The sequence below is a fragment of the Streptomyces ipomoeae 91-03 genome (assembly GCF_000317595.1).
In the GTDB taxonomy this organism is placed as follows: Bacteria; Actinomycetota; Actinomycetes; order Streptomycetales; family Streptomycetaceae; genus Streptomyces; species Streptomyces ipomoeae.
On the sequence record NZ_AEJC01000366.1, the window covers coordinates 38,016 to 56,069 of the forward strand.

The window sequence follows — 18,054 nt, forward strand, 5'->3', positions numbered from 1 at the left end:
GTACGAACTGAGTATCTGTACGGATACCGGTGCGCCGTCATGATCGGCAGGCTGGCCGCATGACGACGCACCGAGCTCCGAAGTCCACCGCCGGCCCCACCCAGTCCATCGAGCGTGCTGTCACGGCTGGACTGCTGCTCGCCCTGATCGCCGGACTCGCCTGGATAGGCGGGATGATCTACACGCTGACGGGATGGGCGCAGTAGCTCCTGCCGCGCCTCCTACCGCGAGGCCGCCACCCGGAACGTGATCCCCGCCGCGCGCAGCCGTTCGATCAGCGCGTCGCCCATCGCGACCGCCGTGGTGACCTGGCCCGCCGTGGCCGGGAGGTCGTCGAAGGCCAGGCACAGCGCGGACTCCGCGAACATCTTCGCCGTCTCGCCGTAACCGGGGTCGCCGCCCGCGACCTCCGTGAAGACGCGCCGCCCGCCGCCCTCGCCGACGAACCGCACCGAGAACCAGCTCTTCGCCCGCTTCTCCGCGCTCGGCCCCTCACCCGGCTTGAGCCGGTCGCCCAACCAGCGCCGCGCGGGCGGCACTTGGGCTGCGGCGAAGAGCGCGCCGACGAACGCGACCCCGCCCACCGCGAACGGCAGGGTTCTGACGGCCGCGTAGTGGCGGTAGCGGAAGTCCGGCCCGTACCGGTGCAGGGCGCGCGCCGAGCGCTGCACCACCTGCGCGTCGATGGTCGGCAGCGGAATCGCCCAGGCGCCGACCTCCTTGGCGAACCGGGGCGCGCTCACCGGCGCGTGTGCTCGCCGGCCGACGGTGCGTGGCTCGTGCCGCTTGCGGTCCTGTGCGGCGGCCAGGGTCTGCCGGGTGCGTGAGAAGCCCGTGAGCGCGGAGTTGAACGTACCGCCCGAGAACATGCCCGAGGCCCGTACGAACCCGTCCACGGTGATCGGCACGTCCTCCGGGAGCTGTCGCACCGTGAAGTACACCCCGAGGTCGTGCGGTATCGAGTCGAAGCCCGCCGCGTGCACGAGGCGCGCGCCGGTCTCCCGCGCGCGTGCGTCGTGCCTGACGAACGTCAGATCGACGAACTCCGGCTCACCGGTGAGGTCCAGATAGTCGGTGCCCGCGTCGGCGCAGGCGGCCACCAACTCCTCGCCGTACGTGATGTACGGGCCGACCGTCGTGGCCACCACGCGCGCGTGGAGGGCGAGTTCGCGCAAGGCCTCCGGGTCGGACACGTCCGCCCGCAGGACGTCGATCTCCGCGCCGCCGGGCAGCCGCTCGCGCAGCGCCCTCAGCTTCTCCTCGCTGCGCCCCGCGATCGCCCAGCGCAGCCCCTCGGGCGCGTGTGCGGCGAGATACTCCGCGGTGAGCTCCCCGACGAACCCCGTGGCTCCGAAGAGCACGATGTCGTACGCCCGATCCGCCTTGTCCTGTCTGCCCATGGCACCCCTCAGCACTCGCCCGCGACCCGTCCGCGCGCCGTTGTCGGTGGCTGAGGCTAGCGTGAGGAACGAGCAGCCGAACGCGTGGGATCCGGAGGTGGCCGTGGCGGAATCCGAAAACGCCCGGAAAGGTGGGAGAAGCTGCGGGGCGTGACCATTCCGCCGGGCTGAGTCCGTGCCGCGGGTCGGGCGAGGGAGGGCTGACGTGTGCCGAGACATTGGGCACAATGACTAAGCGTTTGCTCACCCAGGCTTGTGCGGGGTGGAACGCGTTCTTAGCATCACTGGTGTTACAGCATTGGTGTCACAAAGGCTGGGGGCTCGATGGCAGTGGCGAAGACGCCCGGACACGGTCCGCTCGCCGGTGTCCGCGTGGTCGAACTCGCGGGCATCGGCCCCGGACCGTTCGCCGCCATGCTCCTCGGTGACCTCGGAGCCGATGTCGTCCGCGTCGACCGGCCGGGCGGCGCGGGACTCGCCGTCAACCCCCTGTACGACGTCACCAACCGCAACAAGAGGTCGGTGATCGTCGACCTGAAGTCCCCGAAGGGCCCCGACACCGTCCTCGACCTCGTCGAACGTGCCGACGTGCTCATCGAGGGCTACCGCCCGGGCGTCGCCGAGCGCCTCGGGGTCGGCCCGGAGACCTGCCACGCGCGCAACCCCGGGCTCGTCTACGGGCGCATGACCGGCTGGGGCCAGCAGGGCCCGCTCGCCCCGCGCGCCGGACACGACATCGCGTACATCGCCCTGACCGGCACCCTCGGCATGATCGGCACCCCGGGCACCCCGCCCATGGCCCCCGCCAACCTCCTCGGCGACTACGCGGGCGGCTCGCTCTACCTCGTCGTCGGCGTTCTCGCCGCCCTGCACCACGCCCGCGCCACCGGCGCCGGACAGGTCGTCGACGCGGCCATCGTCGACGGCACCGCGCACCTCTCCGCGATGATCCACGGCATGCTCGCCGCCGGCGGCTGGCAGGACCGCCGCGCCGCCAACCTCCTCGACGGCGGCTGCCCCTTCTACGGCACCTACGAGACCGCCGACGGCCAGTACGTCGCCGTGGGCGCCCTCGAGCAGCAGTTCTACGACGAGTTCGTCGACCTCCTCGGCATCAAGGGCCGGGCGCCGGCCCGCAAGGACACGGCCGCCTGGGGCGAACTGCGCGAAACGGTCGCGGCCCGCTTCAAGACCCGTACGAGGGACGAGTGGACGGCCGTCTTCGAGGGCTCCGACGCCTGTGTGGCCCCCGTCCTGTCGCTGCGCGAGGCTCCGCACCACCCGCATCTCGCGGCCCGGGGTACCTTCACCGACTTCGGCGGCATCACCCAGCCCGCCCCCGCGCCCCGCTTCTCCGCCACCCACACCTCGGTCCGCGGCGGCCCCGCCCAGCCGGGCGCCGACACGACGGACGTGGCCCACGACTGGGGCATACCCGGCCTCCTCGAGGACGCCTCTTCGCAGGACGTCTCACCGGAAGGCACTTCTCCAGAGGGCGCCCACGCGAAGGGCGCTCCCGCGAAGGACTTCTCCTTGAGGCACACCGACTGACACCGGCCCCCGGGCCCCACCCTCCCGCGACGTGAAAGGCAAGACCCGTGAGCACCGAAGCGTACGTGTACGACGCGATCCGCACCCCGCGCGGACGCGGCAAGGCGAACGGCGCCCTGCACGGCACCAAACCCGTCGACCTGGTCGTCGGGCTGATCCACGAGATCCGGCGGCGCTTCCCCGGCCTCGACCCGGCCGCCGTCGACGACATCGTGCTCGGTGTCGTCGGCCCGGTGGGTGACCAGGGCTCCGACATCGCCCGGATCGCCGCCATCGCCGCCGGACTGCCGGACACGGTGGCCGGCGTCCAGGAGAACCGCTTCTGTGCCTCGGGCCTGGAGGCCGTCAACATGGCCGCCGCGAAGGTCCGCTCCGGCTGGGAGGACCTGGTGCTCGCGGGCGGCGTCGAGTCGATGTCACGCGTGCCGATGGCCTCGGACGGCGGCGCCTGGTTCAACGACCCGATGACCAACCTGGCCGTCAACTTCGTACCGCAGGGCATCGGCGCGGATCTCATCGCCACGATCGAGGGATTCTCGCGGCGGGACGTCGACGAGTTCGCGGCGCTGTCCCAGGAGCGGGCGGCGACGGCCTGGAAGGACGGCCGGTTCGACAGGTCCGTCGTGCCCGTCAAGGACCGTGCGGGCCTCGTGGTCCTCGACCACGACGAGCACATGCGGCCCGGCACCACCGCCGACTCGCTCGCGAAGCTGAAGCCGTCCTTCGCGGACATCGGCGAGCTGGGCGGCTTCGACGCGGTGGCCTTGCAGGAGTACCACTGGGTCGAGGAGATCGACCACGTCCACCACGCGGGCAACTCCTCCGGCATCGTGGACGGCGCGGCGCTGGTCGCCATCGGCTCCAAGGAGATCGGCGAGCGCCACGGTCTGCGCCCGCGCGCCCGGATCGTCTCCGCCGCCGTCTCCGGCTCCGAGCCCACCATCATGCTCACCGGCCCCGCCCCCGCCACCCGCAAGGCCCTCGCCAAGGCCGGCCTGACCATCGACGACATCGACCTCGTCGAGATCAACGAGGCCTTCGCGGCCGTCGTCCTGCGCTTCGCGAAGGACATGGGGCTCTCGCTGGACAAGATCAACGTCAACGGCGGCGCGATCGCCCTCGGCCACCCGCTGGGCGCGACCGGCGCGATGATCCTCGGCACGCTCATCGACGAACTGGAGCGGCAGGACAAGCGCTACGGCCTGGCCACCCTGTGCGTGGGCGGCGGCATGGGCATCGCGACGATCGTCGAGCGCGTCTGAACCCCGGCGGAACCAAGAGACTTCTACGGAGAGCCCCGTCATGACCGAGAGCACCACCATCCGCTGGGAACAGGACCGCACCGGCCTCGTCACCCTCGTCCTCGACGACCCGAACCAGTCCGCGAACACCATGAACCAGGCGTTCCGCGAATCCCTCGCGGTGATCGCCGACCGCCTGGAGGCCGAGAAGGACACCATCCGGGGCGTCATCATCACCTCCGCGAAGAAGACCTTCTTCGCCGGCGGCGATCTGCGCGACCTCATCCGGGTCACCCCCGAGAACGCACAGGAACTGTTCGACGGCGGCATGGAGATCAAGCGCAACCTCCGCCGCATCGAGACCCTGGGCAAGCCGGTCGTCGCCGCGATGAACGGCGCGGCCCTCGGCGGCGGCTACGAACTCGCCCTCGCCTGCCACCACCGCATCGCCCTCGACGCCCCCGGCACCAAGATCGGCTGCCCCGAGGTCACCCTCGGCCTGCTGCCCGGAGGCGGCGGTGTCGTCCGCACCGTACGGCTGATGGGCATCGCCGACGCCCTGCTGAAGGTGCTGCTCCAGGGCACCCAGTACAGCCCGCAACGCGCCCTCCAGAACGGCCTGATCCACGAAGTGGCCACCACCCGGGACGAGTTGATGGCGAAGGCCCGCGCCTTCATCGACGCCAACCCGGAGTCCCAGCAGCCCTGGGACAAGCCGGGCTACCGCATCCCCGGCGGCACCCCCGCCAACCCCAAGTTCGCGGCGAACTTGCCCGCCTTCCCGGCCACCCTGCGCAAGCAGACGGGCGGCGCGCCCTACCCGGCCCCGCGCCGCATCCTCGCCGCCGCCGTCGAGGGCGCCCAGGTCGACTTCGAGACCGCCCAGGTCATCGAGGCCCGCTACTTCGTGGAGCTGGCCGCCGGACAGACCTCGAAGAACATGATCCAGGCGTTCTTCTTCGACCTCCAGGCCGTCAACTCCGGCGCGAACCGCCCCAAGGGCGTGGAGCCGCGCCAGGTCCGCAAGGTGGCCGTCCTCGGCGCCGGGATGATGGGGGCGGGTATCGCGTACTCGTGTGCCCGAGCCGGCATCGAGGTTGTACTGAAGGACGTGTCGCTCGAAGCGGCCGCGAAGGGCAAGGGCTACTCGGAGAAACTCTGCGCCAAGGCCGTGTCGAAGGGCCGTACGACCCAGCAGAAGGCCGACGCGCTCCTCGCCCGTATCACCCCCACCGCCGACGTGACGGATCTCGCCGGCTGCGACGCGGTCATCGAGGCGGTCTTCGAGGACACCGCGCTCAAGCACAAGGTCTTCCAGGAGATCGAGTCGGTGGTGGCACCGGACGCGCTGCTGTGCAGCAACACCTCCACCCTCCCCATCACGGCACTCGCCGAGGGCGTGCAGCGCCAGTCCGACTTCATCGGCCTGCACTTCTTCTCGCCCGTCGACAAGATGCCCCTCGTCGAGATCATCAAGGGCGAACGGACGGGCGACGAGGCCCTGGCCCGCGCCTTCGACCTCGTCCGGCAGATCAAGAAGACCCCGATCGTCGTCAACGACTCCCGCGGCTTCTTCACCTCCCGGGTGATCGGCCACTTCATCAACGAGGGCGTGGCGATGGTCGGCGAGGGCATCGAACCCGCGTCGATCGAACAGGCGGCGGCCCAGGCGGGCTACCCGGCGAAGGTCCTCTCCCTGATGGACGAGCTGACCCTGACCCTCCCCCGCAAGATCCGCGCCGAGTCCCGGCGGGCCGTCGAGGAAGCGGGCGGCACCTGGGAGGAGCACCCCGCCGAGGCCGTCATCGACCGCATGGTCGACGAGTTCGGGCGCCCCGGCCGCAGCGGCGGCGCCGGCTTCTACGACTACGGCCCCGACGGCCGCCGCGCCAAGCTCTGGCCCGGCCTGCGGGAACACTTCACCAAGCCCGGCTATCGGATCCCGTTCGAGGACATGCAGGAACGCATGCTCTTCTCCGAGGCCCTGGACACGGTCCGCCTCCTGGAGGAGGGCGTCCTGACCTCCGTGGCCGACGCCAACATCGGCTCGATCTTCGGCATCGGCTTCCCCGGCTGGACCGGTGGCGTCCTTCAGTACATCAACGGTTACGAGGGCGGCCTGTCGGGCTTCGTGGCGCGGGCGAGGGAACTGGCCGACCGCTACGGCGACCGCTTCATGCCTCCGGCGCTGCTGGTGGAGAAGGCGGAGAGGGGCGAGCGTTTCGGGGACGAGTGACGCCGGGGGGCGGGCCTTTTCCTCGCCCCCGCCGCCCCTACCCGTCCCATCCCTCAGGGGCGGCTGCCCCTTCGCCCCCGCTTCGCCTTCCAGCTCGGGGGGAGGGGGTGGGTCGGCGGGTGCGGGTGGTGTGTGGTTGATCGCGCAGTTCCCCGCGCCCCTGAAGACACGGCCCTGCGGGCCCCTCCCGCCCGAGCGAAGCCGAGAGTGGGGGAGCGAACAGCCCCCACTCAGCCGCACCCGTCAACGCACCGCACACACCCCACTGCCCCGCCTTCCTCAGTCCGACTCTGTCGGCCACTTCCGCAGTTCCTCCCGCAACGACCGCTGGAAGGTCGTCAACAGGGCCTGGACGACCAGCGGCTGCATACGGGCCGACAGGGACTTGACCGCCTGCGGGTCGCGTTCCGCCACCGCGTCGTGGAAGAGGCGGGACAACTCGTGGGCCGCCGTGCGCGAGTGCTCGATCAGTACATTCCGGGCGGCGAGGATCGACTCCTCGGACAGCGGTACGTCGAGGAGCTCGACCCCGAGCCGCAGCAGACCGGGGTCGACGTGGAACCCGTCACCGTCCCGCTCCACCACACCCATGGCCACCAGCCGGTCCACCTCGCCCCCGGCCAGGGGCCGCCCCGCCCGCCGGTCCAGCTCCTCCCGTGTCACCGCCGCCACCGCGTCCGGCGCCCAGGAGGCGACCACCGCCCGTTGCAGGGCGAGATCGCGTGGGGTGAGATCCGGCGGCAGCTGCCGCAGATACCGCTCGATGGCGGCCAGGGTCATGCCCTGCCGCTGAAGCTCCTCGATCAGCGCGAGACGCGCGAGGTGGTCCCGCCCGTAGTGCCCGACCCGCCGCGGACCGATCACCGGCGGCGGCAGCAGGCCCTTGGTGCCGTAGAAGCGGACCGTGCGCACCGTGACACCGGCCCGCGCCGCCAGCTCGTCGACGGTGAGGACGTTCTCTCCGGTGCCTGCCGCCGCGCTGTCCCCGTTCTCGGTCGTCATGCACAGCAGTATCACTGTCCCACCAGTACTGTGACACCTCCTGCGCCCCTCGGCGGCCCCCGGCTCAGGGGGCGTTGTCAGTGGTGGCCCGTACGGTGGGGGCATGTCGGGGATCACTTACGTCCGGGGGGACGCCACCGTGCCGTTGGGCAAGGGCGTCAAGATCATCGCGCATGTCAGCAACGACAGCGGCGGCTGGGGCAAGGGCTTCGTCCTCGCCCTGTCCCGCCGCTGGCCGGAACCGGAGGCGGCCTACCGCGCCTGGCACCGCGACCGGGCCCACAACGACTTCGGGCTCGGCGCCGCCCAGTTCGTCCAGGTGGGCCCGTACACGTGGGTCGCCAACCTGATCGGCCAGCGGGGCACACGCACGGGCAGCAAGGGAGTCCCCGTCCGCTACGAGGCCATCGACACGGCCCTCGGCCTCCTCGCCGACAAGGCGCTGGAGCTGGAGGCCTCGGTCCACATGCCCCGCATCGGCTGCGGCCTGGCCGGCGGCAAGTGGTCCCGCGTCGAACCGCTGATAACCGACCGGCTCATTCAACGCGGCATATCCGTGACGGTGTACGACCACGGGGACTGACGGGAACCGAGTGACGGCCGCCGGAGTGAACGGCGGTCGATTATCGGTCAACTCTGGCGCACATGTGCGATGCCTCGCGCGGGTGAACGGGTAAGTCACCGGTATGGACCTCATCCCGATGGACATCGGCCCGTTGAACCCCAAGGTTCAGGAACTCGTCGTCGCGGCGCTGCTGTTCGCGCTGCTGTTCCTCTTCTTCGTCCGACTGCTGCCCCGGGTCCAGCGCGTCCTCGACGAGCGGGAAACCGCGACCAAGGGGGTCGAGGCACAGGCCGAAGCCGTACGGGAGGAGGCGGAGACCAAGCGGGCGGAGCTGGCCGCGGCCCTCGCCGAGGCCCGCCACGACGCCGCCCGCATCCGCCAACAGGCCTTCGAGGAGGGCACCGCCCTCATCTCCGCCGCCCGCGCCGAAGGCCTGCGCGAACAACAGAGAATCCTCACCGAGGGCCATGCCCGCATCGCCTCGGACCGCACGACAGCAGAGGCCGAACTCCGCACCTATGCCTCGGAGTTGGCCTCGAACCTGGCGAGCAAGGTCCTGGGAGAACGAATCGAAGCGAGGACTCAGCCGCAGCCGCGCCACTGAAACGGGGCGCAGTCCCTGCTTTCAGGGGCGCGGGGCTGCATCGACAGGGGGCTCCGCCGCGTGGGCGCTCCTTTCCGGCCACACCATGGCCGAAGCCCTCGCGAGCCCCGAAGTGCCCTCTTTTGCACGGGAGTTGACCGCAGTACCGTCCGCGCATGCCGATACCTGTGCGACGCATGTGCTTCACGACCTGGAGATCGCTCGCGACCGTGGCCACGACCGCGGCCCTCACGGCCGGTTTCCTCACCCCGGCGGTCGCAGACACCGCGACGACGCCTCGGAAGAGCGAACCCGTCTACTCGTACGACAACGCCATCCGCGAAGCGGTGTGGGTGGACACCGGTCTCGACGGCGACCGCGACGGCAGGGCGGACCGCGTCGCCGTCGACATCGTCCGCCCGAGTGAACCCGCCCAGCGGGGCCGCGAAGTCCCCGTGATCATGGACGCCAGCCCGTACTACTCCTGCTGTGGACGTGGCAACGAGGGGCAGCGCAAGACGTACGACGCGAACGGGAACGTCGTCCAGATGCCGCTGTTCTACGACAACTACTTCGTGCCCCGGGGCTATGCCTTCGTCGCCGTCGACCTCGCCGGAACCAACCGCTCCGACGGCTGCGTCGACGTCGGCGGCCGTTCCGACATCCAGTCGGCGAAGGCGGTCGTCGACTGGCTCAACGGCCGTGGCACGGCGTACACCACCCGCACGGGCTCGACGAAGGCCAAGGCCGGCTGGACCAACGGCAGGACCGGCATGATCGGCAAGAGCTACGACGGCACGATCGCCAACGGCGTGGCCGCCACCGGGGTCGAGGGCCTGAAGACCATCGTCCCGATCGGCGCCATCTCCTCCTGGTACGACTACTACTTCGCCAAGGGCGCCCCGCTCTACGACTCCGGCCCCGACTGGCTGTCCGACTATGTCGAGAGCCCCGATGCCCGCGCCAAGTGCGCCGCGGTCCAGCGCGAACTCGTCGACGGCGCCCCGCGCACCGGTGACTGGACCCGGCTGTGGACCGAACGCGACTACGTCAAGGACGTCGGGAAGATCGACGCCAGCGTCTTCGTCATCCACGGCCAACAGGACCTCAACGTCCGCCCCAAGCACTTCGGCCAGTGGTGGGACGCCCTCGCGAAGCACGGCGTCGAGCGCAAGATCTGGCTCTCCCAGACCGGCCACGTCGACCCCTTCGACTTCCGCCGCGCGGAGTGGGTCGACACCCTGCACCGCTGGTTCGACCACGAACTCCTCGGCTACGACAACGGCATCGACGACGAGCCCATGGCCGATATCGAACGCCACCCCGACCAGTGGGAGACCTCCAAGGTCTGGCCCCCGCGCGGCACCCAGGCCACGACTCTCCGCCCCGAAGGCGGCAGTCTGCCCGGCGTCGGCACCCTCGGCCTGCGCAAGCGGTCCGGCACCGAGACCTTCACCGACAACCCCGCGCTGAGCGAGACCGACTGGGCCGCGTACGTCGACCGGTCCACCCCCGACAAGGCCGGTTTCGTCACCCCGCCCCTGACCGAGGACCTGCGGGTGTCCGGCTCGTCCAAGGTGACCGTCACCGCCACGCCCACCACCTCGACCGCCCACCTCTCGGCGGTCCTCGTGGACCTCGGCCCGGACACCATCCGCGACTACTCCACCGCCGGCGAGGGCATCACCACCCTCACCGAGCGCACCTGCTGGGGTCCGAGCACCACCGGTGACAGCTCCTGCTTCCGGGAGACCCGGGCCAAGACCGCCGACGTCGACTACACGATCGTCAGCCGCGGCTGGGCCGACCTCGGCAACCACTCCTCCGCCACGGGAGCCCCGCTCACGCCCGGCACGCCGTACACCATCACCCTCGATCTGCACGCCACCGATCACGTCGTCCCGGCGGGCCACCGCCTGGCGCTGATCCTCGCGGGCACCGACAAGGACCTCATCGACCCGCCGTCGACCACCTCCACCCTGACCATCGACCTCGAGCGCACCTCCGCGCAGATACCCCTGGTCGGCGGCGCCACCGCCTTCAAGAAGGCGACCTCGGCCGCCGGGGACAGGACACCCGGGGCCGCCGTCCTCGACGGTGTACGCGACCCGAGCAGGGCCGCCCGTGTCCCGGGGAGCGGTGCGTGAGGGCCCGTATCGCGACGCTGATCGCCGGCGTCGCCATCGCCGCGCCCCTGCTCTCGGCACCCGCGTACGCGGCGGACGCCACCACCACCCCGCCGCGTACCGGATTCGAGCAGTCAGGCGGCGCCCGCTGGACCGGTCAGCCCGAGGAGCAGGACTTCCTGGCCGCCGTGGACCGGGCGAGCGCCCGGGTGTCGATCACCCGGATCGGCACGACCAAGCAGGACCGCCCGCTGCAACTCGTACGCATCGGCATCCGCCCCACCTCGCGCACGGTCCTCCTCGTCTGCAGCCAGCACGGCGACGAGCCCGCCGGCCGCGAGGCCTGCCTGACCACGATCCGCGACCTCGCCCACGCCAAGGACGAGCGGACCGAGCGGCTGCTGAAGAACACCACCGTCCTCGTCGTGCCCACCGCCAACCCCGACGGCCGGGCGGCCGACACCCGGGGCAACAGCGACGGCGTCGACATCAACCGCGACCACCTGGCCCTCAAGACCGCCGAGGCCCGGGCGCTCGCCGCGGTCGTCCGCGACCGCGGGCCCGATGTCGTCTACGACCTGCACGAGTACGGCGCCACGCCCCAGTACTACGACAAGGACCTGTTCGACCTCTGGCCGCGCAACCTCAACACCGACGCGGCCGTGCACGCGGAGGCGACGAAGCTGTCCCAGGACTACGTGCGTCCGGCCGCGCGGGCGGCGGGGTACTCGACGGGCACGTACGGCATCTGGACCGACCCCGTCACCGGCGACCCGATCCGCCAGGTCGCGGGCGACGGACAGGAACGGATCCTGCGGAACATGACCGGCGTCAAGCACGCGGTGGGCCTGCTCATCGAGAGCCGAGTGGAACCGCTGACGGACGACACCACGGAGCAGGACAACAACCTGCGCCGGGTGAACTCCCAACTCGCCGCGCTGAAGGGTCTGTTCGGCTTCGCCGGTGAACGCGGCCGACAGGTCGACGCGGCGACCGGCGCGGCCCGGCTCGCCGGACTGCGCGACACCGGCCCGGTCTACGTCGGGGGCGCCGACAACGACCCCGCCGAACCCGCCGAGGTGATCCAGGACCCGCCCTGCGGCTATCGGCTCACCGCACAGCAGTACGAGGAGTTCGCGGACGAGCTGACCCTGCACGGCGTCCGCACGCGCTCCGCCGGGGACGGCGACGGCGTACTCGTCCCGTTGCGCCAGCAACTGCGCGCCCTCGTGCCGCTGCTGCTCGACGAGCGGGCGCCGTACCACCTGACGGTGGGGGAGCCCGACACCGGCTGTTGAACACAACTTGAACAAGAAAGGATCTGCGTCACATGGGGTAGGGCTCAGCGGGCAGGAGTAGCTCAGTTCCAGCCACTGCTGAAAGGTTGCACCAGTGACGCACGATCACCAAACCACCCACCATGGGGGAGGCGCGCTTCCGGGTTCGGAGGCGGGTCTCCCCGGCGGCGGGCGGCCCCGGACGGACCGTGCCGTGTTCGGCGTGACGGCCGCGCTCACCCTGGCTTTCGTGCTCTGGGGCGCCATCGCGACGGACTCGCTCGAAGACGTCTCCGGCAAGATGCTGAGCGGCCTGATCCGCGACGGTGGCTGGGCCTTCATCCTGGCCGCCTCCTGTTTCGTGGTCTTCGCCCTGTGGCTCGCGGTCAGCCGCTACGGCCGGATCCACCTCGGTGTCGAGGGGGAGAAGCCCGAGTTCCGCACGGTGTCCTGGGTCGCGATGATGTTCAGCGCGGGCATGGGCATAGGCCTGATGTTCTACGGCGTCAGCGAGCCCCTCGCGCACTACACCTCGCCACCGCCCGGCACGAACCCCGAGGGCTCCGGCGAGCGCATGGAGACCGCGATGGCGACCACCCTCTTCCACTGGACGCTGCACCCCTGGGCGATCTACGCGGTGGTCGGCCTCGCCATCGCCTACAGCACCTTCCGCAAACGCCGCCGCCAGACCATCAGCGCCGTCTTCACCCCGCTGATCGGCGAGAAACACGCGAACGGCACCGGTGGCCGGATCATCGACATCCTCGCGATCGTCGCCACCGTCTTCGGCTCGGCGGCCTCCCTCGGCCTCGGCGCGCTCCAGATCGGCTCGGGCGCCCGGGAGTTGGGCTGGATGGAGAAGGTGAGCACCGGGCTGCTCGTCGCCGTCATCGCCGTACTGACCCTGGCGTTCGTGGCCTCCGCCGTGTCCGGTGTGGAGAAGGGCATCCAGTGGCTGTCCAACATCAACATGGTGCTGGCCCTGCTGCTCGCCGTCTTCGTGTTCGTCGTGGGCCCCACGATCCTGGTCCTTGACCTCCTCCCCACCTCCGTCTTCTCCTTCCTCGGCGACCTCACCCAGCTCGCGGGCCGCACCGAGGCGTCCGGCGGCGGGAAGGTGGCCGACTGGCTCGGCAGCTGGACCGTCTTCTACTGGGCATGGTGGATCTCCTGGACGCCCTTCGTCGGCATGTTCATCGCCCGCATCAGCCGTGGCCGCACCATCCGCCAGTTCATCGGCGGCGTCATCCTCGTCCCCAGCACGGTCAGCCTCGTCTGGTTCGCGGTCTTCGGCGGTACGGCGATGAAGCTCCAGGAGCAGGGCCGGCTCGGCGACGAATCGACCGCCGAGGGTCAACTCTTCGCCGTCCTCCACGAGTTCCCCGCCGCCACCGTCACCAGCCTGCTCGTGATGATCCTCGTCGGCATCTTCTTCGTCTCCGGCGCCGACGCCGCCTCCATCGTCATGGGCACGCTCTCCCAACGCGGCGCCCTCGAACCCGGCCGCCTCGTCGTCGTCTTCTGGGGCGTGGTCACCGGAGCCGTCGCCGCGATCATGCTCCTGGTCGGCAGCGGCCGGGGCGACGCCCTCACGGGCCTGCAGAACCTCACGATCCTGGCCGCCGCCCCGTTCGTACTGGTCATGATCGGCATGTGCGTGGCGCTGATGCGGGACCTGCGGCGCGACCCGATCATCGTCCGTGAGGAGATGGCCTCCGCGGCCGTCGAACTCGCCGTCGTCCAGGGTCACACGCGCTACGACGGCGAGTTCGAGATCAGGGTGGGGCCGGGCCGGGGAACGGAGGTGGAGGGCGACCCGGTCGGCCATCGCACCGAGTAGGAATCCAGCTCGGGGGCGGGACCGCGCCCCGTAAGGGGCGCGGGGAACCGCGCGACCAGCCCCCACGACCCGCAGCCCGCCGACTACCTGTCGGGCCCCGAACCTACTCGGCCAGCCCCGCGGCGACCCGCGCACAACCCCAGGCCACGGTGACTCCGGCCCCACCATGCCCATAGTTGTGCACCACCACGCGGCCATCCGCCGAAGGCACTCGCTCCAGCCGTACGGCCTCACGAGCCGGGCGCAGGCCCACGCGATGCTCCAGCACCCGCGCCCCGGTGATCTCCGGCCGAATCTCCCCACACCGCGCCACGATCTCCTCGGCGATCACCGGATCCGGCGTCAGCGACCAGTCGTCCTCCTCCGCTGTACCCCCGAGGATCAACCGACCCGGCTGCGGTATGAAATACGTACTCTTGCCGTCCCCGTGATCCACCGACGTGAGCCATGTGGTGACCCCGGGGTTCTCCACGACGACCAACTGCCCCCGAATCGGCCGTACGGCCGGATCCGGCACCAACTCCCGCGCACCGAGCCCCGTGCAGTTGACCACGACCGGCGCGTCGACCGCCGCGAGGTCGGTGACCGTACGCTCCTCGACCGTCCCGCCCGCCGCGACGAACCGGTCGCGCAGCCACCGCAGATGGACCGGCATGTCGATGACCGGCAGCCGTGCCCACAGCCCCGTCCCGGGGTACTCCTCGGCGGTGGCGGCCCGCAGCCCCGGCACGCGTGAGGCCCACTCGCCGAGCCTGTCCAGCGCGGTCTCGCCATGTACGCCTTCGACCATGCGTACGCCTGTCTCGTCGGAGCGTGCCGCCAACTCCTCGTACACGGCGAGCGATTCGAGCGCCCAGTCACCGGCGAGAGCTTCCGGTTCGATCCGGTACGGCCACCACAGCCCGCCCGCGACGGCGGACGTGGTGCGCTCCACCGGCTCCCGTGCCCAGACCCGTACATGTCTGCCGCGCTCCGCGAGGACGACGGCCGTCGTCAGCCCGACGACTCCACCACCGACGACGATCACATCACTGTTCGAATTCCTGGTCACGAAGGGACGTTAGCGGAATATGTCATGCCGTGCTCAGAAGTCGGAATTTGTGGGGATACTCACAACATGTCTGCCGAGTACGCGACCTTCGGCCTGGCACCGGCGATGCGAGCCGGTGGCGTCCTCGCCAACGGCGCCTACCAAGCGCACCGGGACTTCGTGGACTTCATCGTCGACGGACGCCCGCTGCTGTACCAGCTCTCCGACCTCGACGCCGTCTCTCCCCTCGCCTCCGACGTCCCGCCGTCGATCTTCGGCGCCCAGGTGCGCAGCCTGCTGCTGGAGGCCGAGGCACCGCTGAGGGGCGATCGCTACGTCATCTACGGCTGCCCGGAGTGCGCCGACCTCGCCTGTGGCGCCGTGACGGCGGTGATAGAGCGGGTCGGTGACGACTATGTGTGGCGTGACTTCGCCTGGCAGACGGAGGAGGAGGCCGACCTCAGGCTGAACGGCTACACGGGCATCGGTCCCTTCCGGTTCCACGGCCCCGAGTACCGGAGCGCACTGCAGTCCCTGCTGCGGGAGTCCGCCGACGAGGTGTCGCCCCGCCGCAGGGTCCTCCTCATCGGTGCCCGTGTCGCGGTGCTCGCCAAACTCGCCGCCGCGCTGCGGGCGATCGGCATCGGCGCCGACATAGCGCACGGCGCCGACGGCGTGCCCGCCGAGGAACTGCGCACCTACGGCGCCGTGGCCTTCGGCCGGGCCGTGGGGCAGGCGGACCGCGAAGCCGTACGGCGGGCCTTCGACCGCGCCGGGGTCGAGGTCGCGTACGTCGACGGGCTGGCGCCGATCATCCCGCTCCTCGTCGCCCAGATCGAGCACGCCCTCGACCGCAGTCCCGCCCGGCAGCGCCGCCTCACCCGCCTCGTCGCCGCGAGCGGGCAGGCCGGGATCGAGATCACCTCCACGTGTCGTGTGGAGTTGACCGCGTACCGCCTGGACCGGTTCTCCCGTCCCCACACCTACAGGTTCTTCGACGGCATCCTTCCGGCGGGGCAGCACCGGATCGGGCTGGACCCGAAGGCCGCGAAGGGCGAATCGTTCATTGTGGCTCGGACGTCGGGGACGGTCTTGGTGGAGCCGATGGGCCGGTGACCTGAGGGGTGGGGGCTGGCAGGTGGTCGGGTGACTGCGGGTCGAGGGGGGGCTGGTCGGTGAGGGCTGATCGCCCCCCGCTTTGGGCTCCGCTCCCGTTCTGGGCTCCGCTCCCGTTCTGGGCTCCGCTCCCGCTTTGGGCTCCGCTCCCGCTTTGGGCTCCGCTCCCCGCTCTGGGTTTCGCCTCCGCTTTGGGCTCCGCTCCCGTTCTGGGTTTCGCCTCCGCTTTGGGTTTCGCTCCCGTTCTCGGCTTCGCCTCCGCTCTCGGCTTCGCTTGAGCGGGAGGGGCCCATAGGCGGGAGGGGCCCCAAGGGTGGGGCCCCACTGAGTGGGAGGGCCCCATCGCGGCGGAGCCGCACATCGATGCAGCCCCGCGCCCCGTACGGGGCGCCGCCCTCACCGGCGCCGCGCCCCTGGAGGGGCGCTGCCCCGCCGCCGGTCGTTAGGATCGCCCCCTGTGACCGCCACCCTCGTCGTCAAGAATCTCGCCGCCGGCCACGGCGACCGCTCGCTCTTCTCCGGGCTGGACCTCGTTGTCGCCCCCGGCGATGTGATCGGGCTGGTCGGCGCCAATGGCGCGGGCAAGTCCACGCTGCTGCGGCTGCTCGCGGGGCTGCTCCCGCCGGAGCAGGGGGAGCTACGGCTCTCCCCGCCCACGGCGACCGTCGGCCATCTGCCGCAGGAGCCGGAGCGGCGGGAGGGCGAGACCGTACGGGACTTCCTGGCCCGACGCACGGGCGTGGCCGAGGCCCAGCGGGCGATGGACGAGGCCACCCAGGCACTCGTCGACGGGGCGCCGGGCGCGGACGACGCGTACGCGACCAGTCTGGAGCGGTGGCTCGACCTGGGCGGCGCCGATCTCGACGAACGGGCGGCGGAGGTCGCCGACACGCTGGGCCTCGGCGTCGACCTGGACCAGCCGATGACGGGCCTCTCCGGCGGCCAGGCGGCTCGCGCCGGCCTCGCCTCCCTCCTCCTCTCCCGCTACGACGTCTTCCTCCTCGACGAGCCCACCAACGACCTCGACCTGGACGGCCTGGAACGGCTCGAACGCTTTGTGAGCGGCCTGCGCGCCGGCACGGTCGTCGTCAGCCACGACCGCGAATTCCTCAGCCGCACGGTCACCAAGGTCCTCGAACTCGACCTCGCGCAGCAACAGATCAGCCTCTACGGCGGTGGCTACGAGGCCTACCTGGAGGAACGCGAGACCGCGCGCCGCCACGCCCGCGAGGACTACGAGGAGTACGCCGACAAGAAGGCCGCCCTCCAGGACCGCGCCCAGATGCAGCGCTCCTGGATGGACAAGGGCGTCAAGAACGCGCGGCGCAAGGCGGGCAACGACAACGACAAGATCGGCCGCAAGTTCCGCAGCGAGGCCAGCGAGAAGCAGGCCGCCAAGGCCCGGCAGACGCAGCGCATGATCGAACGGCTGGAGGTCGTCGAGGAGCCGCGCAAGGAGTGGGAGCTGCACATGGAGATCGCGGCGGCCCCGCGCTCCGGTGCCGTGGTCGCCACCTTGCGTGACGCGGAGGTCAGGCGGGGCGACTTCGTCTTCGGACCGGTGTCGCTGCAGATCGACTGGGCGGACCGCATCGCCATCACCGGTGCGAACGGTGCGGGCAAGTCGACCCTGCTGGGCGCCCTGCTCGGCCGGATCGCCCTGGACGCGGGCCATGCCTCCCTCGGTTCCGGTGTCCTCGTCGGCGAGGTCGACCAGGCGCGGGGGCTCTTCCACGGCTCCGAGTCCCTGCTCGACGCCTTCCGGGCGGCCGTCCCCGACACCGAGCCGGTCGAGGTCCGCACCCTCCTCGCCAAGTTCGGCCTCAAGTCCGACCATGTCCTACGCCCCGCGATCACCCTCTCCCCGGGCGAACGCACCCGCGCCGCGCTCGCCCTCCTTCAGGGCCGAGGCACCAACCTCCTGGTCCTCGACGAACCCACGAACCATCTCGACCTGCCCGCCATCGAACAACTGGAGTCCGCGCTGGACTCCTACGAGGGCACGTTGCTGTTGGTCACGCATGACCGGCGGATGCTGGAGGCGGTACGAGTGACGCGAGGCTTCGAGATGACCTCGGGGAAACTGA

The 18,054-nt window shown here is 70.9% G+C and carries 14 protein-coding genes; 11 read left to right on the top strand and 3 right to left on the bottom strand.

The window, feature by feature from the left end:
* Window positions 1–59 precede the first annotated feature (59 nt).
* Complete coding sequence (gene mmpA, locus STRIP9103_RS50765) at window positions 60–206, top strand: morphogenic membrane protein MmpA (protein ID WP_086019298.1); 147 nt, start codon at window positions 60–62, stop codon at window positions 204–206.
* A gap of 15 nt (window positions 207–221) precedes the next feature.
* Here mmpA and STRIP9103_RS23445 read toward each other — a convergent pair whose 3' ends face one another.
* On the bottom strand, window positions 222–1,400 hold the full coding sequence (locus STRIP9103_RS23445; RefSeq protein ID WP_009320468.1) for a saccharopine dehydrogenase family protein: 1,179 nt from the start codon (window positions 1,398–1,400) through the stop codon (window positions 222–224).
* 324 nt (window positions 1,401–1,724) lie between these two features.
* Between STRIP9103_RS23445 and STRIP9103_RS23450 the strand changes: the two genes are divergently transcribed.
* Genes STRIP9103_RS23450 through STRIP9103_RS23460 form a run of 3 tightly spaced genes read left to right on the top strand, consistent with a single transcriptional unit; the run spans window position 1,725 to window position 6,428 of the window.
* Window positions 1,725–2,951: a CaiB/BaiF CoA transferase family protein gene (locus tag STRIP9103_RS23450; protein WP_234022273.1), complete on the top strand. Its 1,227-nt coding sequence runs from the start codon at window positions 1,725–1,727 to the stop codon at window positions 2,949–2,951.
* A gap of 47 nt (window positions 2,952–2,998) precedes the next feature.
* On the top strand, window positions 2,999–4,213 hold the full coding sequence (locus STRIP9103_RS23455; RefSeq protein WP_009320462.1) for an acetyl-CoA C-acetyltransferase: 1,215 nt from the start codon (window positions 2,999–3,001) through the stop codon (window positions 4,211–4,213).
* Between the two features lie 40 nt (window positions 4,214–4,253).
* Window positions 4,254–6,428 carry a 3-hydroxyacyl-CoA dehydrogenase NAD-binding domain-containing protein gene (locus tag STRIP9103_RS23460; RefSeq protein WP_009320516.1) on the top strand — a complete coding sequence of 725 codons (2,175 nt, stop codon included), beginning with the start codon at window positions 4,254–4,256 and terminating at the stop codon, window positions 6,426–6,428.
* A gap of 279 nt (window positions 6,429–6,707) precedes the next feature.
* On the opposite strand, the gene STRIP9103_RS23465 is transcribed toward STRIP9103_RS23460, so the two are convergent.
* Entirely contained in the window at window positions 6,708–7,430 is a 723-nt protein-coding gene (locus STRIP9103_RS23465; RefSeq protein ID WP_048820830.1) for a MerR family transcriptional regulator, read from the bottom strand.
* A gap of 103 nt (window positions 7,431–7,533) precedes the next feature.
* On the opposite strand from STRIP9103_RS23465, the gene STRIP9103_RS23470 reads away from it, so the two are divergent.
* The 5 genes from STRIP9103_RS23470 to STRIP9103_RS23490 all read left to right on the top strand — a co-directional run bounded on the left by STRIP9103_RS23470 (window position 7,534) and on the right by STRIP9103_RS23490 (window position 13,821).
* Window positions 7,534–8,013, top strand: coding sequence for a macro domain-containing protein (locus tag STRIP9103_RS23470; protein WP_009320476.1), 480 nt, complete (start codon window positions 7,534–7,536; stop codon window positions 8,011–8,013).
* 103 nt (window positions 8,014–8,116) lie between these two features.
* Window positions 8,117–8,599 carry a F0F1 ATP synthase subunit B family protein gene (locus STRIP9103_RS23475; protein ID WP_009320543.1) on the top strand — a complete coding sequence of 161 codons (483 nt, stop codon included), beginning with the start codon at window positions 8,117–8,119 and terminating at the stop codon, window positions 8,597–8,599.
* Window positions 8,600–8,754: 155 nt separating this feature from the next.
* Window positions 8,755–10,725 carry a Xaa-Pro dipeptidyl-peptidase gene (locus STRIP9103_RS23480; RefSeq protein ID WP_048820824.1) on the top strand — a complete coding sequence of 657 codons (1,971 nt, stop codon included), beginning with the start codon at window positions 8,755–8,757 and terminating at the stop codon, window positions 10,723–10,725.
* Window positions 10,722–12,002: a M14 family metallopeptidase gene (locus STRIP9103_RS23485; RefSeq protein ID WP_009320480.1), complete on the top strand. Its 1,281-nt coding sequence runs from the start codon at window positions 10,722–10,724 to the stop codon at window positions 12,000–12,002. Before STRIP9103_RS23480 ends, STRIP9103_RS23485 begins: the two co-directional genes overlap by 4 nt.
* A 94-nt stretch (window positions 12,003–12,096) precedes the next feature.
* Complete coding sequence (locus tag STRIP9103_RS23490; protein WP_048820825.1) at window positions 12,097–13,821, top strand: BCCT family transporter; 1,725 nt, start codon at window positions 12,097–12,099, stop codon at window positions 13,819–13,821.
* 103 nt (window positions 13,822–13,924) lie between these two features.
* On the opposite strand, the gene STRIP9103_RS23495 is transcribed toward STRIP9103_RS23490, so the two are convergent.
* Entirely contained in the window at window positions 13,925–14,872 is a 948-nt protein-coding gene (locus STRIP9103_RS23495) for an FAD-dependent oxidoreductase (RefSeq protein ID WP_234022274.1), read from the bottom strand.
* A 66-nt stretch (window positions 14,873–14,938) separates the two neighbouring features.
* Between STRIP9103_RS23495 and STRIP9103_RS23500 the strand changes: the two genes are divergently transcribed.
* A complete protein-coding gene (locus STRIP9103_RS23500; protein ID WP_009320490.1) occupies window positions 14,939–15,967 on the top strand; it encodes a hypothetical protein in 1,029 nt (342 codons plus the stop codon).
* Window positions 15,968–16,424: 457 nt separating this feature from the next.
* A partial coding sequence (locus STRIP9103_RS23505; RefSeq protein ID WP_009320512.1) for an ABC-F family ATP-binding cassette domain-containing protein occupies window positions 16,425–18,054 on the top strand: 1,630 nt, incomplete at its 3' end.